The organism is Streptomyces sp. HUAS 31 (genome assembly GCF_028198125.1).
Classification (GTDB): domain Bacteria; phylum Actinomycetota; class Actinomycetes; order Streptomycetales; family Streptomycetaceae; genus Streptomyces; species Streptomyces chartreusis.
In genome coordinates, this window is sequence record NZ_CP116353.1 from 8,379,639 (window position 1) to 8,403,409 (window position 23,771).

Genomic DNA, 23,771 nt, shown 5'->3' on the forward strand with positions numbered 1-23,771 from the left:
TGTCTGGGCGGGGGTGTCGATGAGGTAGGGTTGACCTGCATGATCACGCGGCACGCCGCGTGACGGCACCGGGACGTGGCGCAGCTTGGTAGCGCACTTGACTGGGGGTCAAGGGGTCGCAGGTTCAAATCCTGTCGTCCCGACGGTGCGAAGGGTCTTCGTGGGCAGTGGCTCGCGGAGGCCCTTTTCGTACGGCGTCGGCGTCAGGCCGACGGGAGCTCCGCCCAGCGGCTGGTTCCGCCCGTGTGGACGTGGACGCCGCAGCGGGACGCCAGTGCGTTGACGATGTCGAGGCCGCGGCCGTGTTCGTCCGGGTCGATCGTGGAGGTCGGGTCCTCCGCCGGTGCCGCGGGGCCCAGGTCGGTCACCTCGACACGTACCGTTCCGCACCCCTCCGGCAGGCTCCGCGAGAGCCGCAGCGTCGCCGGCGGCACGGCGTGGACGATGGCGTTGGTGAGGAGCTCCGAGACCACCAGCAGGACGTCGGCGGCGCAGTCGGCCGTCAGATTCCAGTCGGCCAGCACCGCACGGACGCGCCGCCGTATGCCGGCGACCGCCCCCGGGACGTGCGGCAGGGAGAAGACGTGCTCGACCTCCCCACGAGGCGCGGCGGCGAGCTGCGCTGCAGTCATCTGTCCTCCTCGGGCGGTCCCTGCCGGCCCCAGGTCGGGGCGTAGGCGTCATCGAACGCTAAACAAGGAGAATCCACCGGTCAACGAATCCGGGTCGGCATTACCGAACGACAGTCCCAAAGCGGAAAAACTGGGACTACCATCGCCTCATGGCCGGCCCAGTCCAGTCCATCGAGCGGGCGGCGGCGATCCTGCGACTGCTCGCCGGCGGATCCCGCCGACTGGGGCTGGGGGAGGTGGCCTCGTCGCTGGGGCTCGCCAAGGGCACCGCCCATGGAATCCTGCGGACCCTGCAGCACGTGGACTTCGTCGAGCAGGACCCGGCGACCGGAAAATACCAGCTCGGGGCGGCTCTGCTGCACCTCGGCACCAGCTACCTCGACGTCAACGAACTGCGCTCGCGCTCCATCAACTGGGCCGACGCCCTGGCCGGCCGCAGCGGGGAGGCCGTACGCCTGGGCACGCCCCTGGAGGGCAAGGTGCTCGTCATCCACCATGTCTTCCGGCCGGACGACACCCTCCAGACCCTCGACGTCGGCGCTCTGCTGCCACTGCACGCCTCCTCGCTCGGCAAGGTGCTGCTGGCCTTCGGAGCGACCCCGGTGGAGCCGCTGCTGGAGGAGGAACCCGAGGGGTACACCCGGCACACCCTGGTCCACCCCTCGGAGCTGAACCGGGCGCTCACGGAGATACGGGACCTCGGCTGGGGCGCCGAAGTACAGGAGATGAGCATGGGCGAAGCCGGGATCGCCGCGCCGATCCGGGGACAGGGCGGTCTGGTGGTGGGCGCGATAGGCGTGTCCGGGGCCGTGGAGCGGATCTGCGACTCGAAAGGCCGGCCGCTGCCGGCCCTGATCACCGTGCTGCGGGAGGCGGCACGCGCGATCTCCAGAGACCTGGGCGCGGCTCGCTGGTAGGCCCCCAGCACCTCCGCGACACATCGGAAGGGAGGGCCGATCATGGTTGAACGGTATGTGATGTCCATCGACCAGGGCACCACGTCCACCCGCTGCATCCTGTTCGACCACGGCGGGCGGCTGGTGTCGGTCGCCCAGCGGGAGCACCAGCAGTTCTTCCCCCGGCCGGGCTGGGTCGAGCACGACGCCGTCGAGATCTGGCGCAACCTTCAGCGGATCGTCCCCGAGGCGCTTTCGAACGCCGGGATCGAGGCGAGCCAGATCTCGGCCATCGGGATCGCCAACCAGCGCGAGACGACCGTGCTCTGGGACCCGCGGACCGGCATCCCGCTGGTCCGGGCGATCGTCTGGCAGGACACCCGCACCGCCCCGCTCGTCGACGAGCTGAGGAGCGACCCGGGCGACGACTTCTTCCTGGACCGCTGCCGGCTGCCCCCGTCGACGTACTTCTCCGCGCCCCGGATCCGCTGGCTGTTCGACAACGTCGAAGGTCTTGAGCGGCGCGCCCGCGACGGCGAGGTGCTGTTCGGCACCATCGAGAGCTGGCTGATCTGGAACCTCACCGGCGGCCCCGACGGCGGCCTGCACATCACCGACGCCACCAACGCCAGCCGCACCATGCTCATGGACATCCGCACACTGACCTGGGACGCGGAGCTCATGGCCTTCTTCGGCGTGCCCCGCGCGATGCTGCCGGAGATCCGGTCCTCGGCGGAGAACTACGGCGAGGCGAGCGCCCTCCTCCCGGGCGTGCGGATCACGGCGGCCCTCGGCGACCAGCAGGCGGCCCTGTTCGGGCAGACCTGCTTCTCGCCGGGCGAGGCGAAGTGCACCTACGGCACCGGCAGCTTCCTGGTGATGAACACCGGCACCGACGTCGTACGCTCCGAACACGGGCTGCTGACGACCGTCGCGTACAAGATCGGGGACCAGCCCACCATCTACGCGCTGGAGGGCCCGATCGCCGTCACCGGGTCGCTGGTGCAGTGGTTCCGCGACCGGCTGGGCCTGATCCACAGCGCCCCCGAGATCGAGACGCTGGCCCGCACCGTCGAGGACAACGGCGGCTGCTACATCGTCCCCGCGTTCTCGGGACTGTTCGCACCGCACTGGCGCAGCGACGCCCGTGGCGTGATCGTCGGCCTCACGTCGTACATCACCAAGGGCCACCTGGCCCGTGCCGTCCTGGAGGCCACCGGCTGGCAGACCCGGGAGGTCGTCGACGCCATGAACGCCGACTCCGCGCTCGCCCTGAAGCAGCTCAAGGTCGACGGCGGCATGACGTCCGACCACCTGCTGATGCAGATCCTGGCCGATGTGCTCGACGTTCCCGTCGTACGGCCCCTCGTCGCCGAGACGGTGTCCCTCGGCGCCGCCTACGCGGCCGGTCTGGCGGCCGGCTACTGGCCGGACCTCCAGGTCCTGCGTCGCAACTGGCACCGGGCCGCGCAGTGGCTGCCGGACATGGACGCCGAGCGGCGGGAGTGGGAGTACGAGTGCTGGAAGCGGGCCGTCGAGCGGTCGCTGGGGTGGATCCAGCCGCCCAAGCGCCCGTGACCCGCAGGGCCGACGGGTCTGCCCAGCGGGTCCGCCACCGTCCGCGGACCCGCTGGGTGTCCGACCCCCGGGCCGGTCGTGGTGCCGCCCCTCAGCGGGTGACCAGCAGACCCCGGCCGCGCAGCACGCGCCGCTCCAGCGGGCTGAAGATCAGCAGGTCGATGGCGATACCGACGAGCAGGATCAGGAAGATGGCCAGGAAGACCTGGGACATGCTGCTGTTGTTGCGGCCGTTCTCCAGCAACTGGCCCAGGCCGACACCGAGATCGGGCGAGGACGCGATGATCTCCGCCGCCATCAGCGAACGCCACGAGAACGCCCAGCCCTGCTTCAGACCCGCCAGATAGCCGGGCAGCGCCGCCGGCATCACCACGTGCCGGGCCTCGCGCAGACCGGTCGCGCCCAGGGTCCGCCCGGCCCGCAGGAACAGCGGCGGGATCTGGTCGATGCCCGCGACGAGGCCGTTGGCGATCGAGGGGACCGCGCCGAGCAGGATCACCGCGTACATCATCGAGTTGTTCAGCCCCAGCCACAGCACGGCCGGCGGCACCCAGGCCACCGACGGCAGCGACTGGAGTCCGGACAGGATCGGCCCGATCGCCGCGCGCACGAACCTCACCCGCGCCACCAGCAGACCGAGCGGCGTACCGATCGCGAGCGCCAGCAGGAAGCCGAGCAGTCCGCGTGAGACGGATGTCCAGATGTAGTCGAGCAGCGTGCCCTGGAGCCAGGCATCGCGCACCTCGCCCCAGACGTCGGACGGCGAGGGCAGCTTGTACGCGGGGACGACCTCCGCCCACACGAGCACCTGCCAGACCACCAGCACCAGCGCGACCGCGGTGACGGGCGGCAGCACCTTGCGGGTCAGGGTCTCGCGCAGCGACGCACGGCGGACCTGTACCGAGTCCAGGGCGTCGAGCCCGGCCTCCAGCCCGGCCAGGTCCTCGCCGCCGTTCTTCCTCGCGTCGACCTTGATGTCGCCCGTGATGTCGTCGTGGGCATCGCCCTTGACGTCGACGCCCTTGTCAGTGCCGGCCATGGCGGCGGATCTCCCCACGCAGTTCTTCGGTGATCTCGGCGGACAGTTCGGCCACCGCCGCGTCCTCGATGCGACGCGGCTGCGGAATGCCGACCGTCCATTCCCGGGCGATACGGCCCGGGCGCGAGGACAGCAGGACGACGCGCTGCGCCAGCCGTACCGCCTCGCGCACGTTGTGCGTCACGAACAGCACCGACACGCCCGTCTCCCGCCAGATGCGGGTGAGTTCGTCGTGCAGCACGTCCCGCGTGATCGCGTCGAGCGCGGCGAACGGCTCGTCCATCAGCAGCAGCCGGCTGTCCTGGGCGAGCGCCCGCGCCAGCGCGACCCGCTGCCGCATACCGCCCGACAGCTCGTGCACCCGCTTGCCGTACGAGCCCTTCAGCCGGACCAGTTCGAGCAGTTCCTCGGCCCGCGCGCGCCGCTCGGGCTTGGCGACCCCGCTGAGTTTCAGGGCCAGTTCGATGTTCTTGCCCGCGGTCAGCCACGGGAACAGGGCGTGCTCCTGGAACATCAGGGCGGGCCTGCCGTCCGTGCCGATCGAACCGGCGGACGGCAGGTCCAGCCCCGCGACCAGGTTGAGCAGGGTGGACTTGCCGCAGCCCGAGGCCCCCAGGAGGGTGACGAACTCACCCGGCGCGACATCGAGGGTGATGTCGTCGAGGACGAGTTGCTGCCCGGCGGGGCCGGCGAAGGACTTCGAGACGTGCTCGATCCGGGCGGCGAACTGCACCGCCGTGGTGTCCTCGGCGACCTTCGCGGTCGTGGCCGTGGTGGCCATGGTCGTCACCTCCTGGGAATCTCGGGACCGTGCTTACTTGACGCCGAGACCGGCGTCGTCGACCTCGTCCTGGCCCTCGGCCTTCAGGACCTTGTTGAGCGGCGCGAGGTCGTAGATGCCCTTCAGGTCGGGCTGTTCCAGCAGGCCGGCCTTGACCGCGTGCTCCGCTTCGGTGTCGAGGGTCGCGGCCAGCGGGTCGTCGAGGAAGGTGACCGACTTCCAGGCCGGGTCGAGGACCTCGGCGGGCAGTGCCTTGCCGGAGAGCTCCTCCAGGGCCTTGTTGGCGGAGGCCTTGGCCTTGTCCGGGTTGGCGTTGATCCACTTGTTGGTCTTCACCGAACCGCGCAGCACGGCCTCGACGACGTCCGGGTGGTCCTTCAGGAAGCTCTGCGACACGATGATGTTCGTGATCACGAACTTCTTGTCGGGCCACAGGTCGCCCTCGTCGAGGAGTACCTTGCCGCCCTCGGCGACCAGCTTGGACGCGGTCGGCTCCGGCACCCACGCGCCGTCGATCGAGCCGGACTTGTAGGCGTCCGGGGTCACCTTGTTGTCGGTGCGGACGACGGAGACGTCGCCCTTGCCGCTCTCGGCGTCGACCTTCCAGCCCTGCTCGGAGATCCAGTTGAGCAGCGCCACGTCCTGGGTGTTGCCGAGCTGCGGGGTGGCGATCTTCTTGCCCTTGACGTCCTTGAGGGACTTGATCTTCTCCGGGTTGACGACGAGCTTCACGCCGCCGGAGGCGGAACCGGAGATGATCCGCAGGTTCTTGCCGGCCGCCTTGGTGTAGCCGTTGATGGCGGGGGAGGGACCGATCCAGCCGATGTCGATGGAGCCGGAGTTCAGTGCCTCGATCTCCGACGGGCCGGCGTTGAAGGTCGACGTCTTGATCTTGGTGCCGCCGAGCTCCTTCTGGAGCAGACCCTCCTGGACGCCGACCAGTGCGGTGGCGTGGGTGAGGTTGGGGAAGTAGCCGATCTTCACCTCGTCGACGGAGAGCTTCTCGGCGTCCGCCGCGACCTCGGCCTGCTTGCCGTCGTCGGTGGACTCGGCGCCGTAGCCGCAGGCGGTCAGCAGCAGGGGGAGCGCCGCGATGACGGCGAAGGTGCGCAGGGTGTTGAGCGGTCTTGCGGCAGACACGGAGGTGTCCTCTCGGGGAGAGCGGTCAGGAAAGGTGAGCAAGGGCTGCGGCACGGGCGTCGCACCCGTCGGCGTGCACCGGCACACCACTCGCCCGCCATCCGGTAGGGACAGCAGGGAGCGCAGCGGTGTGGGGGGATACGTGGGGGGGTCCGCGGAGAGTCTCAGACGCGGCGACAGATGGCGCTGGACGTGCGCCCGAAGTCGATGTGGCGACGCGAGGTCAGTAGCGGCAGCAACTGGACCGCGTGATCGCGCGTGCTCATGCCCACCCCACCCCCACCGATTCCTAGTTTTCCTACCTGGTTGATGGGGATCGTGGCAGAAGGTTGCTCTCACCCCAAGGGGTTGTTCATATATTGGACGCCACGATCTCACTGATTGGGAAACGTGAGCTCAGGGCCCGGAGCAGGGTGCGGGCAACCGCGTCATTCTGCCGGAAAGCGGGCGCATTGGTGCGAGGTCTGGCGAAAGCGGCGACGGCTCTGCTGTTCGTCGGCGCGCCGAGGGCGATGCGCCGAGGGTGGTCGCCGCCCAGGGACGGGTCGATGACGTGGCCGTCCGTGGGGGAGACGGCGAGCAGGCCGGAGCGGTGGGTGTGGGTGGGATCGGCGATGACCTCCTCGGACAGGGCGCCGGCCCGGTGCAGTTCGCGCAGCAGCGGATCCTCGGTACGGTCGAGCGAGGGGGTGGGCAGATACGCCTCGATCAGGGCCGTGGCGTGGACGGTGTGACCGGGGACGGTGGTACCGGTCGCGGTGAAGGTGCCCGTGCCCTCGTCGGTGCCGATTCGGACACCCGCGCCCAGGAAGTGGACGATCCCGGCCCGGGACAGGGCCAGCAGCTGGCGCAGCCGGAAACCGGGCGGGCCCGAGGCCAGGAAGCTGAAGAACCCGTGCCACCAGCCGTCCAGGTGCTCGGCGACGGACCGCGCGGTCAGCCGTCCCCCGGCGACCAGGCCGGGGAGCTGCCCGTATACCGAGAGCAGGGCGAGAAACGCCCCGAGATCGGCGCTGAACTCCGGGTCCTCGCGACGGGCCACGTCCCGGGCGATGTGGTCGCGCAGGTGGTCCTGGAAGGCGTCGGGCGTGGCGAGGGCCAGGCCGTCCAGAGGGTGGTCCAGCGTCTCGAAGTCCAGGCGGTCCGCCGGATCGGGCACGGCCGCGGCGACGAGGGCGGCCATCTCCTCGCCGTACCAGTCCAGACGGTCGTAGGCCGCCACGAAGCCGGACCAGGGCAGGGCGGTGCGCTCGGGGTGGGCGTGGAAGAGCTCGTGGTAGTGGCCGAAGCCGATCTCCTTGGCCATCAGCGGCCATACGTCGCGCCGCAGATCCAGCGGTCGTCCCTCGGCGAGCAGCGCGTCGACCTGAGCGGGCCCGAAGTGACGCGGCAGCGGCGGCCGCGGGCCCTGGAGCCGGTAGCGCGTCTTGGAGTGGTACGGCACGCCCCGCCGCGATCCGACGTGGAGCACGGGTTCGCGACCGGACGGGAGGTAGGTGAGGCTGCCGTCGGCCTCGGTGCGGAAGGTGCCGCCGCGGCCCTCGGTGAGCAGGGACATCAGGTCGATGAAGGCGAGCCCGAAGCCGCGCAGGATGACGTCCTCGCCGGGCCGCAGCGCGGACAGGTCGGCGTCGGCGGAGAACTCCGGCGGGAGGTGGAACCGGCCGTGGCGGCGGGCGAAGCCGGCGTGTGTACCGTGCTCGGCGGCGGGCGTGGAGCCGAGGTGCCCCTGCGCCAGGATCACCAGGTCCGCGGTGAGCGGGGTCGCGCGGTCGGCCAGGTGCACGTGCTGCGGGCCGTCCGGGGGACCGGTGACGGAGGTCGCCGTGGTGCGGTGCCACTCGACCGTGACGGTGGGCGGCAGCTGGGCCAGCGCCCTGCGGAAAACCCAGTCCAGATAGGCGCTCTGGGCTCGGCGGGTGGGGAAGTCGGCGCCGTCGAGCGTGCGCAGTTCGGCGAGCACCTCCGGGTCGGCGGGCTCGGCGAAGGGTGCGTGGCGGGGGCCCTTGCCCGAGAACTGTGCGGCCCACTCGGCGAGGGAGGGCCCCGGTCGCACGGGGCCCTCGATGGTGGACGACTCGTCGGTGAACATGGTGACGTCCTCGGCCATGGAGTTCATCCGCAGCAGCGCTGACTGCTCCCGCCGCCAGACGCGCCCCGGGCCGGGCGGGTGCGGGTCGACCAGATGGATGCGCAACTCCCGTGTGTCGTCCCACAGTTCGGGGGCGTTGGCGGCGATGCGCTCCAGAAGGCCCGTGGCGCGCGGGCCCGCGCCGACGACGACCAGTACGGCCGTGGCAGGGATGTCGCTCATCGGTCACCGCCGGTCACCGGACGGGCGTCGGCGGCCGTCGCGGCGCTCAACCTGAGTCGCACGGTGGTGAGTCGGCCGCGCAGCCGCTGGAGGGGCGTGGGCGGCAGGGTGCGGGAGTCGCCGCGCGCGTAGTGCCGCTCGACGTAGAACTGCCCGACGCCGAGCACCGTGGTGACCGCGATGTACCACAGGGTGGCGACCATCAGCAGCGGGATGATCTGGTACGTCTGGTTGTAGATCAGCTGCACCGAGTACAGCAGGTCGTGCACGGCGAGCACACTGACGATGCTGGTGCCCTTGAGCGTGCCGATCAGCATGTTCCCGGCCGTCGGCACGATCGAGCGCATCGCCTGCGGTACGACGATCCGGCGCAGGGTGCGGCGTCTGCTCAGCCCGAGCGCCTGGGCGGCCTCGGTCTGCCCGGAGTCCACGGAGAGGATGCCGCCGCGCACCACCTCGGCCGCGTAGGCGGTCTCGTGCAGGGTCAGTCCGATGACGGCGGTGAGGGTCGGCCCGAGCAGATTGACCGTCTTGACGGTGAGGAACTGCGGGCCGAACGGGACGCCGAGGCCGAGCGTCGGGTACAGCGCGCCGATGTTGAACCAGAACAGCAGCTGCACCAGCAGCGGTGTGGACCTGAAGATCCACACGTAGCCCCAACTCAGCGTGCGCAGCACGGGGTTGGCGGACAGCCGCATGACCGCGAGCAGCGTGCCGAGCAGGAAGCCGAGCACCATCACCACGGCCGTCAGCCACAGGGACAGCAGCAGTCCGTCGAGCACGGCGGACGTGGTGAAGTACCGGCCCACCACGTCCCACTGGAAGGCGTCGTTGCGGATCACGGAATTCAGCACCATCGCGAAGACGAGCAGCGCGACGGCCGCGGTCAGCCAGCGGCCGGCGTGCCGGCGCGGCACGATCCGCGGCGGATCCTCTTCGGAGGCGCCGGGTGGCCGAAGGGATTTCGGGGCCGGGGCAGGGGTGGACGTGACATCGGACGGCGTGACCATGGGGAGGCTCTCCGAGGGGAGGGACGGCATACGTGGATGACCACCCGGCGGCACTCGTGGGCGCACGCGGCGCGGGTACGGTGCGGTCGGGCGGGGCGTCGTCACGGAGCCGCGTCCCTCAACGCGGCCGGAGGGCCCGCCGCACAGGGCGGGGCCGGTCCGTCATCGATCGTATGTGCCCACAGCGCGGATGTGTCAACAACGGGTGAGAGGCGCTGGTCGAGGCGTTCCGGCATCCGGGCCCTGCTTGACGGGAAGCACGATGTACTGCTCAATTAATCGCATGAATGCCCAGCGGCGCTTGGTCTCGCGCGGTCACATCGACTTCTGTCGGGTGTGGTCCGCGGCGTGTTGCGTCTGACTCGGCAGCGGGCCGTCTGACCGGCCCTTCCCTCCCTCGGTGACCCCGTCGCGGGCCGAGCTCTCTTCTCACGCGCGCTGCCGCAGCACTGCCTTCTCGTCCTCACCGACGCCCGGCGTCGTCACTCCCGTACCGAACCCCATCGGCCCTCGCCCGATGGACCGTCATTCATGCCTGTGCGCACGGCAGTCGAATCATGCCTGCCCGCGCTCCGCATTGCCCGAAAGGTCACCTCCATGCCCGTGGAGTTCCTCGGCATCGCCGCCACCAACGACGGCTCCGAAACCACGCCGCGCTCCGGCGCCGCCTTCGACAAGGACTACACGCTCCGGCTCGCCCGGGCGCACGAGGACCACGGCTGGGACCGGGTGCTGTTCGCCTACGGCTCCGGCTCGCCGGACCCCGCACCGGCCGCCGCGTACATCGCGAGCAGGCTGGACCGGCTGCAGATCCTGCTCGCCCACCGCCCCAACGTCTCCTACCCGACCTTCGCCGCAAAGACGTTCGCCACCCTGGACCGGATCAGCGACGGCCGGCTGACCGTGCACTTCATCACCGGCGGCAACGACCACGAACAGGGCCGCGAGGGCGACACCCTCACCAAGGACGAGCGCTACGCCCGCACCCTCGAGTACATCCGCATCGTCAAGAAGATCTGGACCACCCACGAGCCCTTCGACCACGAGGGCGAGCACTACCGCTTCCACGACTTCGTCAGCGACGTCCTCCCCGTCCAACAGCCCCGCCCCGGCGTCTCGTTCGGCGGCTCGTCGCCCGCCGCGTACGCCGCAGGCGGCGCCGAGGCCGACATCTACTGCCTGTGGGGCGAGCCGCTGGCGAAGACCGCCGAGCAGATCGAGCACGTGAAGGCCGCCGCGAAGGCCGCGGGCCGCACCGACGTCCCCCGCATCCAGGTCGCCTTCCGCCCGATCATCGCCCCCACCGAGGAACTGGCCTGGGAGAAGGCCCATCGCACGGTCGGCGCGATCAAGGCACGCAAGGAGAAGGGCGAGGCGATCACCAAGCGGCACAACGGGCACGCCCGGCCGCAGAACACCGGCTCGCAGCGGCTGCTCGCCATCGCCGAGGCCGGCGAGCGCTACGACCGCGCCCTGTGGACCCCGACCGCCGCGGCGACCGGCGGCGCCGGCAACTCCAACGCCCTGGTCGGGACCCCCGAGACCGTGGCGCAGGCACTCCTCGACTACTACGACCTCGGCGTCGACATCCTCTCCGCACGCGGCTACGACCTGTTGGGCGACGCCATCGACTTCGGCCGGCAGGTGATCCCGATCGTCCGCGAGGAGGTCGCCAAGCGCGACGCCCAGCGCGCCGCACGCGGGACGCAGACCCTCACGGCGGTGAACGGATGACCTCCGCACCGGAGTTGACGGTCGTCGAGGTGCCCGTCTCCGACACCCGAGTCGAGCCATTGCTGCGCGAACTCGGCGACGAGTACTCCAGACGCTACGGCAAGGACGCCCACGCCGAACTCGCCCGCTATCCCGACGAGGAGTTCACCGCACCGCACGGCGGTGTCCTGCTGCTGCTCATCGAGGACGGGGAGCCGGTCGCCGGCGGCGCGTTCCGGCGGTACGACGAATCGACCGCCGAACTCAAGCGGATCTGGACCCACTCCGCCCACCGCAGGCGCGGCCTCGCCCGCCGTGTCGTCGCCGAGCTGGAGCGCGAGGCGGGCGCCTGCGGCTACCGGCGCCTCTATCTGACCACCGGCCCCCGCCAGCCGGAGGCCCGCGGCCTCTACCTGGCGGCCGGCTACACCGCCCTGTTCGACACCGAGGCCGACCCGGAAACCATCGGCCCGCTGCCCTTCGAGAAGCACCTCGTCGAACCGGAACACACGGGAAAGGCCTCCACCCTGTGAACACCCGCACGATCAGCGGCCGCCTGCGCGGCGCCGCCGCCCTCGCGCTGCTGCCCCTGCTCGCGCTGACCGCCTGCGGCTCCGGCGACACCGGCGGCACGGCGGCGGTGGGCGCCCAGGCGTCTCCCGTGCCGACCGACGACCCGGTCGCCGCCGTGCGCAAGGTGGACTCCGCCGCGGCCCTGCTGCCCGCCGAAGTGCGCGAGGCGGGCAAACTCAAGGTCGGCAGTTCGATCGGGTTCCCGCCCGGGGCGTACTACCCGAACGGCACCGACAAGGCGCCCGCCGGCCAGGACATCGACCTCGCCGACGCCGTCGCCAAGGTGCTCGGCGTCGAACTGGAGCGTCAGGACGCCTCCTTCGAGACGATCCTGCCCGCCCTGGGCAGCGGCAAGTACGATTTCGGCACCGGCAACTTCGGCGTGACCGCCGAGCGCCTGAAGACCATCGACTTCGTCACCTACATCAACGACGGCCAGGGCTTCGCGGTGAAGCAGGGCAACACCGAACTGAAGGGGAAGGTCACCGATCTCACCCAGCTGTGCGGGCTGACCATCGGCACCGGCGCCGGCACCACCTTCGAGGCGACCCTCACCGCGCAGAAGGGGGTGTGCGCGAAGGCCGGCAAGAAGCCGTACGACGTGAAGGTCTACTCGGAGAACGCGGCCACGCTCACCGCACTCCAGCAGGGCCGTATCGACGTGATCATGTCGACCATCAACGGCCTGCGTTACCAGGCGGCCCAGCCCGCGTCGCAGACCGCCTTCCTCGGCGAGTTCCACCGCCTCGACGTCGGCTTCGCCTTCAAGAAGGGCTCCCCGCTCACCAAGGCGTTCCAGGCGGCCGTCGACGAACTGATCAAGGACGGCACCTACACCCGGATCCTCAAGAAGTGGGGCACCTCCGCCTCCGCGATCGACGCCTCGCGGATCAACCCGCCCGAGCACACATGAGTGCCGTCATGGTCGACGTCCACGGTGTCCACAAGACCTTCGGCCCCCTCGAAGTGCTGCGCGGCGTCGACCTGAGAGTCCGCGAGGGCGAGGTCACGGTGATCCTCGGCCCGTCCGGCTCCGGGAAGTCCACGCTGCTGCGCACCATCAACCACCTGGAGAAGGTCGACCGCGGCTGGATCAGCGTCGACGGCGAACTCATCGGCTACCGCCGCTCGGGGAACAAGCTGCACGAGCTGAAGGAGAAGGAGGTGGCGAAGCAGCGCACCAACATCGGCTTCGTCTTCCAGAACTTCCACCTCTTCCCCCATCTCACCGTGCTGGAGAACCTCGTCGAGGCACCCGTCTCCGCGCTGCGCCGCCCCCGCGGGCAGGCGGAGGAGACGGCACGCCGGCTGCTCGCCCGGGTCGGCCTGGCGGACAAGGCCGACGTGTATCCGCGCCGGCTCTCCGGCGGGCAGCAGCAGCGGGTGGCCATCGCCCGCGCGCTCGCCCTCGAACCGAAGGTGCTGCTGTTCGACGAACCCACCTCGGCCCTGGACCCGGAGCTCGTAGGTGAAGTCCTCGACGTCATAAAGGACTTGGCCGGCACGGGCACCACCATGATCGTCGTGACCCATGAGATCGGCTTCGCCCGCGAGGTCGCCGACTCCGTGGTGTTCATGGACGGCGGCGTAGTGGTGGAGCAAGGGCCGCCCGCGGACGTTCTGGACAACCCGCGCCAGGAGCGCACCCGCGCCTTCCTGTCGAAGGTTCTCTGATGTGCGGCCGCACCGTGCTCTTCCTCCGCGCGGCAGCCGATGCCCACTCCACCCGTGTGCAGTCTCCCCACCGATGAAGAGGACCGCCATGTCCGCCCCACCCGTGCCGACGCCCCGTCTCCGGACCCGCCTCGACGAGAGCGCCTACGACCGTCGCAGACTGCGCCAGTGGCTCGCCGGGGAAGCCAGAGCGGACGGAGTCAGCCGCCGCCGGCTGCTCACCCTGCTCGCCGCCGCGGGCGCCGCGACGGTGCTCCCCGCGCCGGGTCCGGCCCGCGCGGCCGACACCCCGATCGTCAAACCGCTTCCGGCCGACTGGTTCATCCAGCGCGGCACCAACGCCGAGACCCGCTGGGAGGCCCTGCGCGGAACCGGCCACCACACGCCCAACGAACTGTTCTTCGTACGCAACCACACCACCACCCCGATCCTGGACGCCCACGACTGGCGGCTGCGGCTGTGGGGCAGCGGACTGCGGGGCGCACCCGGCGAGGACAGGCCGGTCGAGTTCGGCTACGACGACCTGCGCGCCCTGCCCGCGGTCACCCGGACCGCGTTCGTGGAGTGCGCCGGAAACGGCCGCAGCCACTACACGACCCAGCAGGGCGAGACGGTCACCGGCACCGCCTGGACGCTGGGCGCGATCGGCGTCGCCCGCTGGCGCGGCGTGCGTCTGGCCGACGTACTGCGTAGGGCGGGGCTGTCCCCGTACGCCGTGGACGTGCAGCCGCGCGGCCTGGACGCCGAGTACGTCAGCGGCGGCGAGAACCTCGGCAGGGTGCGCCGGCCGCTGCCCCTGGCCAAGGCCCTGGACGACGTCCTCCTCGCCTACGAGATGAACGGCGAGCCACTGCCGCACGACCACGGACACCCCGTGCGGGTGCTCGTGCCGTCGTGGGTGGGGATCTCGTCGATCAAGTGGGTCGGCGACATCGAGGTGTCCGCGCAACCGCTGTTCTCCCCCTGGAACACCACCTTCTACCGGCTGTTCGGCCCCGGCCACCCCGAGGAGGGCAGCGCGCCGCTGACCCGGCAGACGCTCAAGAGCGCCTTCGAGCTGGCGAGCGGCGCCACCTTCACCGCGGGGGAGGGCCGGTTGCTGCACGGCCGGTCCTGGTCGGGCGCGGGCGCGATCGCCCGGGTCGACGTCAGCACCGACGGCGGAACGAGCTGGCGCCGGGCCCGGCTGCACGACCGGCCCCGCGCCGACACCTGGACCCGCTGGTCAGTCGCCTGGAAACCCGACACCCCCGGCGCCACCCACCTCCTGGCCCGAGCCACCGACACGGCCGGCCGCCGCCAGCCGGACGTCGCCGTACCCAACACCCAGGGCTATCTGTTCGACGCGGTGGTCCGGCATCCGGTGACGGTGACCTGAATCCGAACACCCCGCCCCGTCACACGGGCGCCCCTTCGCATGAGCAGGCTCACCGGCGAACTGCCGCAGCCCACCCGGTACTTCTGAAAGGTCCTCCCATGGCCACCATCCTCTCCGTCTCCGGCAGTCCCTCCGCCACCTCCCGCACGGCCCGGCTGCTGCGTCACCTGGACGACCGGCTCACCGCCCACGGGCACGACGTGATCCCGCTCGACGTCCGCACGCTCCCGGCCGAGGCCCTGCTGCACGCCGACTTCCGGCACCCGGCGATCGTCGGGGCCACCGCCCTGTTCGAGGGCGCCGACGGCATCGTGATCGGCACCCCGGTCTACAAGGCCGCCTACTCCGGCCTGTTGAAGTCGCTCCTCGACCTGCTGCCGCAGTACGCGCTGGCGGGCAAGACCGTCCTGCCGCTGGCCACCGGCGGCACCACCGCGCACGTCCTGGCCATCGACTACGCCCTGCGCCCCGTACTGAACTCCATGGGCCCCGCCCACATCACGCCGGGCTGGTTCACCCTCGACAAGGACATCAGCGTCGGCGACGACGGCAGCCTGGCCCTCGCGCCGGGCCCCGCCGAGGCCCTGGCCCAGGTCACCGACCAGTTCTCGCTCGCGCTCGGTGGCCGTCCGACCCTGCTGGCGGCCACCGGCTGAGCGCCGACGCCGCCTGAACCCTCTCGGCGCTCGATTCCGCGGACCCGCACCGCCCTCGGCACGACGCACGACCTCGATCGGAGACCCCCATGACCCTCACCTTTCACTGGTTCCTGCCCACCAACGGCGACAGCCGCGACGTCGTCGGTGGTGGCCACGGCAGTCCGGCCACCGTGTCCGGGCGGGACCGGCCGCCGACGGTGGCCTACTTGAGCCAGATCGCCCGCGCCGCCGAGGACCTGGGGTTCGTGGGCGCGCTCACCCCCACCGGCGCCTGGTGCGAGGACGCCTGGCTGACCACCGCGATGGTCAGCCAGAACACCGAGCGGCTGAAGTTCCTGGTCGCCTTCCGGCCCGGCTTCGTCTCACCGACCCTCGCCGCGCAGATGGCGTCCACCTTCCAGCGGCAGAGCGGCGGACGGCTGCTGCTGAACGTGGTGACGGGCGGGGAGAGCCAGGAGCAGCGGGCCTACGGCGACTTCCTCGACAAGGACGACCGCTATCGCCGTACCGGTGAATTCCTCCAGGTCGTAAGGGGGTTGTGGGAGGGGCAGACCGTCGATCTGGTCGGTGAGCACCTCCAGGTCGAGGGGGCGAAGCTGGCCCGGGTGCCGGACCCGGTCCCCGAGGTCTACTTCGGGGGTTCCTCGCCCATCGCCGGGAAGATCGCCGCCCGGCATGCCGACGTCTATCTCACCTGGGGCGAGCCGCCGGCCGCCGTCGCCGAGAAGATCGCCTGGATCCGGGGGCTGGCCGAGAAGGAGGGCCGCAGCGTCCGCTTCGGCATCCGGCTGCACGTCATCACCCGGGACACCGGCGAGCAGGCGTGGGCGGAGGCCCGGCGGCTGCTGGACGGCTTCGACCCCGAGACCGTACGAGCCGTGCAGGCCGGGCTCGCCCGCAGCGAGTCCGAGGGGCAGCGGCGCATGCTCGCGCTGCACGGTGGCGGCTCCGACGGACTGGAGATCCACCCGAACCTCTGGGCGGGCATCGGGCTGGTGCGGGGCGGCGCGGGCACGGCACTGGTCGGCAGCCACGACGAGGTCGCCGAGCGGATCGCCGAGTACCACCGGCTCGGCATCGACGAGTTCGTGCTCTCCGGCTACCCGCACCTGGAGGAGGCGTACTGGTTCGGCGAGGGCGTCCTGCCCAGGCTCCGGACGCAGGACCTGTGGCAGCACCCCTTCGACACGCGGGCGATCTCCTCGGCCCAGGTCCCCTTCGCCGGTGCCGCAACCGCGCGATGACCCACACCGGGCGGGGCCGGACGCTGTCGCGAACTCGCCAGACAGGCGTACGAATCAGCCAGAGCGGACAAGTATCCCTAGCTTTCCTATCGAATTACTAGGGAAGTGTTGACCCCCGCTGACGGAGCGAGTGAGGATGACGCCATGACGATCGCCCCTCCGGCCCCGGCCGCTCCGTTCGGTGACCCCGGGCGGGACGCCCTTGTCCCGTCGGCGGACGGGCCGGCCGACTGGCTGCACATCGCCCGCGAACTCGCGGACGACCTCGCCACGGACGCGGCCCTGCGCGAGGAGGCCGGCAAGCCCCCGCTCGACGAGGTGGCACGGCTGCGCGAGTCGGGTCTGCTGACGCTGCTGGTGCCGGCCGTGCACGGCGGGGCGGGCGCGGACTGGCGTGCCGCGTACGCCGTCGTACGGACCGTCGCCGCGGCCGACGGGGCCGTCGGTCATCTCCTGGGCAGCCACTACTTCCTGTCGTACAGCGCCCGGTTCTTCGCCGCGCCCGACCGTGCCGCACGCGTCGAGCGGGCGTCCGCCGCTGGCCAGTGGTACTGGGGCGGCGGCATCGCCTCGCAGGAGCCGCCGCTGATGCTGACCCCGGCGGCGCACGGCTACCTGCTGGACGGTCATCAGCGCTACGGCTCCGGAGTCGGTGTCGCCGACCGGCTGCTGGTCCGCGCCGCTGTGCCCGGCACCGGCGAACCCCTCGCCGTCCTCGTCGACCCGGCCCACCCCGGACTGGTGAGCGGCTCAGGCGGTGACACCTTCGGCCAGCGGCTCGCCGCCGCGGGTGCCGTCACCTTCGACTCGGTGCCGGTCGGGCGTCAGGACGTACTCGGCTCCCTGTCCTCCGACGACGGAGCCCTGTCGCCCTTCGCGGGCCTCGCCGCGCCCACCGCACGACTGGTCTCCGCCCAGTTCTGTCTCGGCGTCGCGGAGGGGCTGCTCGGCGAGGTCCGCGAGCACGGACGGACCGCGCACTCGCCCTGGCCCTCGCTCGCACCCCAGCCCTGGCAGGGCAACCCGCCGCAGGATCCGTACGTCCTCACCGCCTACGGCGAACTCGCCGTCGCAGCCCGCGCCGCGTCCGCCCTCGCCGACCAGGCGGTGGACGCCCTCACCCGCGGCCTCGACCGGGGCGAGGACCTCGACGACGAGGAGTGCGCGGAGATCGCCGTCCTCGCCAGCGCGGCCGAGGCCGCCGCGTCCAGGGCCGCGCAGGAGATCACCAGCCGTGCGCTGGAGGCCGTCGGCGCGCCCGCAGCCCTCACCCGGCACGGGCTCGACCGCTTCTGGCGCGACACGCGCACCCACACCCTGCGCGAGCCGGTCGCCCACAGGCTGCGCGAGGTGGGGGACTACTTCCTGAACGGCGCGCATCCGCCGTTCAGCCTCCCCGCCTGACCCGGGCGGCCTGCCGGTGAGGACCGCCGCGGGCGTGAGGGATAATCTCAGCATGCGGATCTCGGCCAGAGCGGACTATGCGGTGCGGGCGGCGTTGGAGCTGGCCGCGGCAGGAGACGACACGTCACTGAAGGCCGAAGCCATCGCCGAGGCGCAAGGCATCCCGCACAAGTTCCTGGAGGGCATCCTCGGCGATCTGCGCCGGGGCGGCCTCGTGGTCAGCCAGCGCGGCGGCAAGGGCGGTTACCGGCTGGCCCGGCCGGCGGAGTCGATCGCCATCGCCGAGGTGATCCGCGTGGCCGACGGCCCCCTGGTCTCGGTGCGCGGCGTCCGCCCGCCCGACCTCTCCTACATCGGTCCCGCGGAGTCCCTGCTGCCCCTGTGGATCGCCGTACGCGCCAACGTCCGCAAGATCCTCGGCGAGGTCACCCTGGCGCACGTCGCCGCGGCGAAGCTGCCCGACGACGTGCTGAGCCTCGCGGACGACCCCGAGGCGTGGACGAACCCCTGACCCGCGGTCCTCAGCCGGCCGGCTTCTCCCACACCGACACGTGCTTGCCGCTCTCGGCGGTGAACGGCTCGCGCGTCCAGTCGCCCCACCGGTCCCGCAGCCTGAGGCCGGCCAGCCGGGCCATCAGGTCCAGTTCGGCCGGCCACACATAGCGGAACGGGATGGACCAGTACTCGGCACGGCCGTCGGTGATGGTGACGTAGTTCGAGCTCATCGCCTGCGTGGCGACGTCATAGGTGTCGAACGCCCAGTCCGTGTCACTGATGTGGAACGGTACGGCGGTCTGGCCGGGCGGCAGCCGCCGCAGGTCGGGCACGACCACCTCGATCACGAAGCAGCCGCCGGGCCGCAGATGGGCGGCGGCGTTGGCGAAGCAGTCGACCTGGGCGTCCTGGGTGGTCAGATTGCCGATCGTGTTGAAGACGAGGTACGCGAGGGCGAACTCGCCCGGCACCCGGGTCGTCGCGAAGTCCCCGATCGTCACCCCGACGGCGTCACCGCCGGGCTTCGCGCGCAGCCGCTCCACCATCGCCCGTGACATGTCGACGCCGTGGACCGGGACTCCGCGGGCGGTCAGCGGCAGCGCGATCCGGCCGGTGCCGACGCCGAGTTCGAGCGCCGGGCCGTCGCCCGCGAGTTCGGTCAGCAGGTCCACCGCCGGGTCCACCACGTCCGCGCGGAACATGTCCGCCGCCGAATCGTCGTACCCGGCCGCGATGTTCTCTCCGAAGTAGCCGTCGTCATCGCTCACGCCGGGACGGTACTGCCGGCGGTCGCACCGGGGCACCCGAATTTCCGGGCGCCCCGGTGCTCACGTCCTCACGTCCTCACGTCCTCACGTCCTCACGCGAGCGTGACCTTGACCGGCAGCTTCTTGATGCCGTTGACGAAGTTGGAGCGCACCCGCGGCACTTCGCCGGCCAGCTCGATGTCGGCGAGGCGCGGGATCAGCTCCTCGAACATGATGCGGATCTCGGTGCGGGCGAGCAGGTTGCCCAGGCACAGGTGCGGGCTGCCCTTGCCGAAGGTGACGTGGTCGTTGTCGGCTCGGGCGACGTCGAAGTCGTACGGATTGCCGAAGACCTCCTCGTCGCGGTTGCCGGAGGCGAACCACATGACGACCTTGTCGCCCTCCTTGAGCTGTTTGCCGCCGAGCTCGACGTCCCGGGTGGCGGTGCGCCGGAAGTGGTAGACGGGGGAGGCCCAGCGCAGGAACTCCTCGACCGCCACGGGGATCAGCGAGGGGTCCTCCTGGAGGCGGGCCAGCTGCTCGGGGTGCTGGAGCAGGGCCAGCATGGAGTGGGTGATGGTGTGCCGGGTGGTCTCGTTGCCGGCCACCACCAGCAGCAGGAAGTAGTTGTCGAAGTCCTGCGCGGACAGCGGGACGCCGTCGCGCGGGACGGTGTTGACCAGCTTCGACACCAGGTCCGACCCGTCGCCGCCGCGGCGCTGCCGGGCCAGCTCACGGCCGTACTCGAAGACCTCGACCGACGCGGGGGAGCGGAACGGCAGATCGCGGTACTTCTCGCTCTCCGCGCTGTGCAGCAGCACGTCCGCGTAGTCGGGGTCGGTGTTGCCGATGATGCGGTTGCCCCAGTCGATGAGCTGCTGGTTGTCCTCCGGCGGCACGTCGAGCAGCCGCGCCAGGACGTTGATCGGGAAGTCCGCGGAGACATCGGCGACGAAGTCGAACGTGCCCTTCGCGAGCGCCGCGTCCAGTGTCGTCGCGGTCAGGCCGCGCAGGAAGTCGGCGTAGCTGTTGATGACGCTCGCGCCGAACTGCCGCTGGATGACGCTGCGCAGCGCGCGGTGCCGGACACCGTCCAGCTCCAGGATGGACGCGCGCTTCTTGATCTGGTCGTCGTCGACCTCCTCCAGGTTGACGAACCTCGTGGAGGTGAAGGTCTCCGGGTCGCGGTCGACGCGAGCTATGTCGGCGTGCCGGGTCACCGCCCAGAAGCCGGAGTTGGGGGCGTCCTCCGGCTGCCAGTGCACCGGGTCCTCGTGGCGCAGGGTGTGGAACATGCGCCAGGGCGTCACCCCGTCGGTGAACTTGTCGAGGTCGGTCAGGTTCACGTCGGCGAGCGGCATCGGCTCGGATGCGGAAGCGGAAGTCATCGATGGCTCCTGGGTGTCACGGGACTGCGGGGTCACAGGTGATAGGCGTACTCGGTGAACTCCCAGTCGGTGACGTGCCGTTGGAAGCGTTCGACCTCGTTGCGTTTGTAGGTGAGGTAGGAGGTGGTGAAGTCCTTGCCGAGCAGGTCGGCCAGGTCGGTGTCCGCCTCCAGCGCGTCGAGCGCGGCGGACAGGTCGGTGGGCAGCAGCGCGGACCGCGCGGTGTCGTAGCCGTAGCCCTCCAGCGGGGGCGGGGGCTCCTCGCCGGCGCGGATTCCGAGGAGGGCGGCGGCGAGAGTGGCCGCGATCGCCAGGTAGGGGTTGGCGCTCGCGTCGCCGAGACGCAGCTCAAGGCGGGCGCCGGCGCCGCGCTCGGGCGGGATGCGGACCATGGCGCTGCGGTTGTCCAGGCCCCAGTCGATCAGCCAGGGCGCGAGGGTGTCCGGGCCGAAGCGCTTGTAGGAGTTCACGGTCGGGTTGAGCAGCGCGGCGAGCGCGGGCGCGTGGGCGACGATGCCGGCGATCGCGTGCCGGGCGACGGCCGACAGCCCGTGGGCGCCCGCGGGGTCGTCGAAGGCGTTGCGGCCCTCGGCGTCGTCGCAGGACAGATGCAGATGGAAGCCCGAGCCGCCGGCGTCGCCGAACGGCTTGGCCATGAAGGTGGCCAGCAGGCCGTCCCGGCGGGCCAGTTCCTTGACGGCGGCCTTGAAGCGGAAGGAGCGGTCGGCCGCGTCCAGCGCGTCGGAGTGGGTGAGGTTGATCTCGTACTGGCCGCCGTCGAACTCGTGGTTGCCGGTGATCACACCGATGCCCAGGTCACGCAGGTGGCGCAGGGTGCGCAGCAGATGGTTCGAGGGGTCGGCGCGCAGGCCCGCCGTGTAGACGGCGCCGGTCGTCCCGGGGTGCCGTCGCCAGCCGGCGGCGGTCTGCTCCAGCAGGAAGTACTCCAGCTCCGGGCCGACGATCGGACGCAGGCCCTGCTCGGCGCAGTGGGCCAGGACCGTGCGCAGCAGGTCGCGGGGTGACTCGGGGGCGGGGGCGCCGGTCGCGGGGTCGGTGACCTCGCCGAGACAGGTGGCGACGCCGGGCTCCCAGGGGAGCGCGGTCAGGGTGGACAGGTCGGGGCGCACGGTGACGTCGGGCAGGCCGGCGTCGAGACCGCCCGCGACCGGGACCACGTCGCCCTGCGGGGTGGTGTGGTAGACGGCCCGGCAGAACGCCAGACCGTGTTCGCAGGCCGCCGGCAGATGGTCCACCAGCACGTCACGGGCGCGGTCGGTGCCGATGAGGTCGGGATAGGTCACCCGGACCACGTCGACACCCTCGGCGGTGAGCCGCTCCATGTGCCGGCGGATGTCTGGTTTGTCGTGAGCGCTCACCGATGTCTCCTCGGGCGGATGGGGAAGGGTGGCGTGCGGACGACCTGAGCAGGGGGTGCGAGATGGGGGTGGGGCGACCCCGGGTCGTCGTTTGAACCCGAACGGTATGGAGAGGATTCGTCGTCCCGCAAGGGGGCGGCCTCAAAAATTTATCCACCTGGACAGGTATTGACCAGGGTCGAGCGGCTTCCTATGTTGTTTGAAGCCAAACGAGTCAGGGGTGCGGCTCCCGCACCCCTTTGGCCAAGGGGCCCGGCCGCACAGCCGGCCGGGCCCCGCATCCCTTCACTCCGCTCCGACGCCCTCACCTCCAGGAGGACCGGCCATGAAGGTCGTAGTCGACATGAACAAGTGCCAGGACCACGGCCAGTGCGTCTTCGCGGCCCCCGACGTCTTCTCGATGGACGACGACGGACATCTCGTATTCGTCTCCGAGCCCGACGACGCGCTGCGCGACGAGGTCGAGGAAGCCGCCGACGTCTGCCCGCTCCAGGCCATCCGGATCGAGGGCTGAGCCCCATGACCGGACGCGTAGTCGTCGCCGGCGCCTCGATGGGCGGCCTGCGCGCGGCCGAGCAGCTGCGTGCGGCCGGCTGGACCGGCACGATCACGGTGGTGGGCGACGAGCCCCACATGCCCTACAACCGGCCCCCGCTGTCCAAGGAGGTCCTCGCGGGCAAGGCGCCCTTCGAGTCGCTGGCCTTCACCCCGAAGGCGGCCGCCGCCGACGTGGACTGGCGCCTCGGCACCCGGGTCGCCGCCGCCCGCCTGGCCGAGCGCACCGTCGCCCTCGACGACGGCTCCGAGATCCCGTACGACGGACTCGTCGTCGCCACCGGTATGCGCCCCCGGCGGCTGCGCTGCCCCGGCCCGCTCGCCGGCCGCCACACCGTCCGCACCATCGACGACGCCCAGGGCCTGCGCGAGGAGCTGACACGCCCCGGCGCGCGGGTGGTCGTGGTCGGCGCCGGTTTCATCGGCTGCGAGGTCGCCGCGACCGCCGTCGCGCTCGGCGTCACCGAGGTGACCGTCGTCGACCCGCTGCCCCTGCCCATGGTCGGGCCGCTCGGCGAGCTACTCGCCCGGGCCCTGCTGAAGCGGCACGAGGAGCGCGGGGTCCGCTTCGCGCTCGGCACCGGGGTCGCCGGGTTCGAGGGCGAGGACCGGGTGACGGGCGTCGTCCTGACCGACGGCACGGTCCTGCCCGCCGACGTGGTCGTCGAGTCGGTCGGCTCGGTCGCCAACACCGAATGGCTGGCCGGCAACGGGCTCGACCTCACCGACGGCGTACTGACCGACGGGCAGCTGAGGGTCGGCGGCAGGCCGGAGGTCGTGGCCGTCGGCGACGTCGCCCGCTTCCCCAACGCCCGCTACGACGGCGCGTCCCGCCGCGTCGAGCACTGGTCCATCCCGACCGACACCGCCAAGCACGCGGCCCGGACACTGGCCGCCCATCTGGCGGGCGGCCAGGCCGAATCGGCCCCCTTCGCGCCCCTGCCCACCTTCTGGAGCGACCAGCACGACTTCCGTCTCCAGTCGTTCGGCGCGCCCGTCCTCGGCCTCGGCGACGTGCGCGTCCTGGACGGCGACCCCGAAGGCGACGTCCTGGTGGGCTATCACGCCGACGACCGGCTGGTCGGCGTCGTCGCGCTCGGCGGCCACAGCGCCGCCATGGGTGCCGCCCGCTACCGCGCCCAGCTGCTGAAGCAGCCCGCCCTCACCGCGTAA

General features: G+C 71.3%; 22 protein-coding genes and 1 tRNA gene. 14 read left to right on the forward strand and 9 right to left on the reverse strand.

What is annotated here, in order from left to right; genetic code table 11:
* Positions 1–69 precede the first annotated feature (69 nt).
* A tRNA-Pro gene (locus tag PGH47_RS37135) sits at positions 70–143 on the forward strand.
* Between the two features lie 60 nt (positions 144–203).
* On the opposite strand, the gene PGH47_RS37140 is transcribed toward PGH47_RS37135, so the two are convergent.
* Positions 204–632: an ATP-binding protein gene (locus tag PGH47_RS37140; RefSeq protein WP_271667076.1), complete on the reverse strand. Its 429-nt coding sequence runs from the start codon at positions 630–632 to the stop codon at positions 204–206.
* Between the two features lie 149 nt (positions 633–781).
* Here PGH47_RS37140 and PGH47_RS37145 point away from each other — a divergent pair, with 149 nt between their 5' ends.
* Positions 782–1,549, forward strand: a complete 768-nt coding sequence (locus tag PGH47_RS37145) for an IclR family transcriptional regulator (RefSeq protein ID WP_271667077.1) — start codon at positions 782–784, stop codon at positions 1,547–1,549.
* A 42-nt stretch (positions 1,550–1,591) separates the two neighbouring features.
* Positions 1,592–3,106 (forward strand): glycerol kinase GlpK, encoded by a 1,515-nt coding sequence (glpK, locus tag PGH47_RS37150; RefSeq protein ID WP_271667078.1) that lies wholly within the window; start codon positions 1,592–1,594, stop codon positions 3,104–3,106.
* A 91-nt stretch (positions 3,107–3,197) separates the two neighbouring features.
* Here glpK and PGH47_RS37155 read toward each other — a convergent pair whose 3' ends face one another.
* From PGH47_RS37155 to PGH47_RS37175, 5 genes are all read right to left on the reverse strand, one after another.
* Complete coding sequence (locus PGH47_RS37155) at positions 3,198–4,145, reverse strand: ABC transporter permease (protein ID WP_271667079.1); 948 nt, start codon at positions 4,143–4,145, stop codon at positions 3,198–3,200.
* A complete protein-coding gene (locus PGH47_RS37160; protein ID WP_271667080.1) occupies positions 4,132–4,926 on the reverse strand; it encodes an ABC transporter ATP-binding protein in 795 nt (264 codons plus the stop codon). Before PGH47_RS37160 ends, PGH47_RS37155 begins: the two co-directional genes overlap by 14 nt.
* A gap of 33 nt (positions 4,927–4,959) precedes the next feature.
* Positions 4,960–6,066 carry an aliphatic sulfonate ABC transporter substrate-binding protein gene (locus PGH47_RS37165; protein ID WP_271667081.1) on the reverse strand — a complete coding sequence of 369 codons (1,107 nt, stop codon included), beginning with the start codon at positions 6,064–6,066 and terminating at the stop codon, positions 4,960–4,962.
* Between the two features lie 352 nt (positions 6,067–6,418).
* Positions 6,419–8,380, reverse strand: coding sequence for an FAD/NAD(P)-binding protein (locus PGH47_RS37170; RefSeq protein WP_271667082.1), 1,962 nt, complete (start codon positions 8,378–8,380; stop codon positions 6,419–6,421).
* On the reverse strand, positions 8,377–9,390 hold the full coding sequence (locus PGH47_RS37175; RefSeq protein ID WP_271668239.1) for an amino acid ABC transporter permease: 1,014 nt from the start codon (positions 9,388–9,390) through the stop codon (positions 8,377–8,379). The genes PGH47_RS37170 and PGH47_RS37175 overlap by 4 nt, the downstream gene beginning before the upstream one ends.
* A gap of 597 nt (positions 9,391–9,987) precedes the next feature.
* On the opposite strand from PGH47_RS37175, the gene PGH47_RS37180 reads away from it, so the two are divergent.
* From PGH47_RS37180 to PGH47_RS37220, 9 genes are all read left to right on the forward strand, one after another.
* Positions 9,988–11,124, forward strand: coding sequence for an LLM class flavin-dependent oxidoreductase (locus PGH47_RS37180; RefSeq protein ID WP_271667083.1), 1,137 nt, complete (start codon positions 9,988–9,990; stop codon positions 11,122–11,124).
* A complete protein-coding gene (locus PGH47_RS37185) occupies positions 11,121–11,636 on the forward strand; it encodes a GNAT family N-acetyltransferase (protein ID WP_271667084.1) in 516 nt (171 codons plus the stop codon). Before PGH47_RS37180 ends, PGH47_RS37185 begins: the two co-directional genes overlap by 4 nt.
* Positions 11,633–12,589, forward strand: coding sequence for an ABC transporter substrate-binding protein (locus tag PGH47_RS37190; RefSeq protein ID WP_271667085.1), 957 nt, complete (start codon positions 11,633–11,635; stop codon positions 12,587–12,589). The genes PGH47_RS37185 and PGH47_RS37190 overlap by 4 nt, the downstream gene beginning before the upstream one ends.
* Complete coding sequence (locus PGH47_RS37195; RefSeq protein ID WP_271667086.1) at positions 12,586–13,350, forward strand: amino acid ABC transporter ATP-binding protein; 765 nt, start codon at positions 12,586–12,588, stop codon at positions 13,348–13,350. Before PGH47_RS37190 ends, PGH47_RS37195 begins: the two co-directional genes overlap by 4 nt.
* Positions 13,351–13,438: 88 nt before the next feature.
* Positions 13,439–14,728 carry a sulfite oxidase gene (locus PGH47_RS37200; RefSeq protein WP_271667087.1) on the forward strand — a complete coding sequence of 430 codons (1,290 nt, stop codon included), beginning with the start codon at positions 13,439–13,441 and terminating at the stop codon, positions 14,726–14,728.
* Positions 14,729–14,826: 98 nt separating this feature from the next.
* Positions 14,827–15,384 carry an NADPH-dependent FMN reductase gene (ssuE, locus tag PGH47_RS37205; protein ID WP_271667088.1) on the forward strand — a complete coding sequence of 186 codons (558 nt, stop codon included), beginning with the start codon at positions 14,827–14,829 and terminating at the stop codon, positions 15,382–15,384.
* Positions 15,385–15,473: 89 nt separating this feature from the next.
* The gene (locus tag PGH47_RS37210; protein WP_271667089.1) at positions 15,474–16,631 is read left to right on the forward strand and encodes an LLM class flavin-dependent oxidoreductase; all 1,158 of its coding nucleotides are present in this window, start codon (positions 15,474–15,476) and stop codon (positions 16,629–16,631) included.
* Positions 16,632–16,775: 144 nt separating this feature from the next.
* Positions 16,776–18,035 (forward strand): acyl-CoA dehydrogenase family protein, encoded by a 1,260-nt coding sequence (locus tag PGH47_RS37215; RefSeq protein ID WP_271667090.1) that lies wholly within the window; start codon positions 16,776–16,778, stop codon positions 18,033–18,035.
* A gap of 52 nt (positions 18,036–18,087) precedes the next feature.
* Positions 18,088–18,546, forward strand: a complete 459-nt coding sequence (locus tag PGH47_RS37220) for an RrF2 family transcriptional regulator (protein WP_125526273.1) — start codon at positions 18,088–18,090, stop codon at positions 18,544–18,546.
* A gap of 10 nt (positions 18,547–18,556) precedes the next feature.
* Here PGH47_RS37220 and PGH47_RS37225 read toward each other — a convergent pair whose 3' ends face one another.
* The 3 genes from PGH47_RS37225 to PGH47_RS37235 form a co-directional block, all read right to left on the reverse strand.
* Entirely contained in the window at positions 18,557–19,297 is a 741-nt protein-coding gene (locus PGH47_RS37225; protein ID WP_271667091.1) for a class I SAM-dependent DNA methyltransferase, read from the reverse strand.
* Positions 19,298–19,389: 92 nt separating this feature from the next.
* Positions 19,390–20,664 carry a cytochrome P450 gene (locus tag PGH47_RS37230; protein WP_271667092.1) on the reverse strand — a complete coding sequence of 425 codons (1,275 nt, stop codon included), beginning with the start codon at positions 20,662–20,664 and terminating at the stop codon, positions 19,390–19,392.
* A 32-nt stretch (positions 20,665–20,696) separates the two neighbouring features.
* Entirely contained in the window at positions 20,697–22,043 is a 1,347-nt protein-coding gene (locus PGH47_RS37235) for a glutamine synthetase family protein (RefSeq protein ID WP_271667093.1), read from the reverse strand.
* Positions 22,044–22,368: 325 nt separating this feature from the next.
* Between PGH47_RS37235 and PGH47_RS37240 the strand changes: the two genes are divergently transcribed.
* Both PGH47_RS37240 and PGH47_RS37245 read left to right on the forward strand, forming a co-directional pair.
* Positions 22,369–22,557 (forward strand): ferredoxin, encoded by a 189-nt coding sequence (locus PGH47_RS37240; RefSeq protein ID WP_030950801.1) that lies wholly within the window; start codon positions 22,369–22,371, stop codon positions 22,555–22,557.
* A 5-nt stretch (positions 22,558–22,562) separates the two neighbouring features.
* Positions 22,563–23,771 (forward strand): NAD(P)/FAD-dependent oxidoreductase, encoded by a 1,209-nt coding sequence (locus tag PGH47_RS37245; protein WP_271667094.1) that lies wholly within the window; start codon positions 22,563–22,565, stop codon positions 23,769–23,771.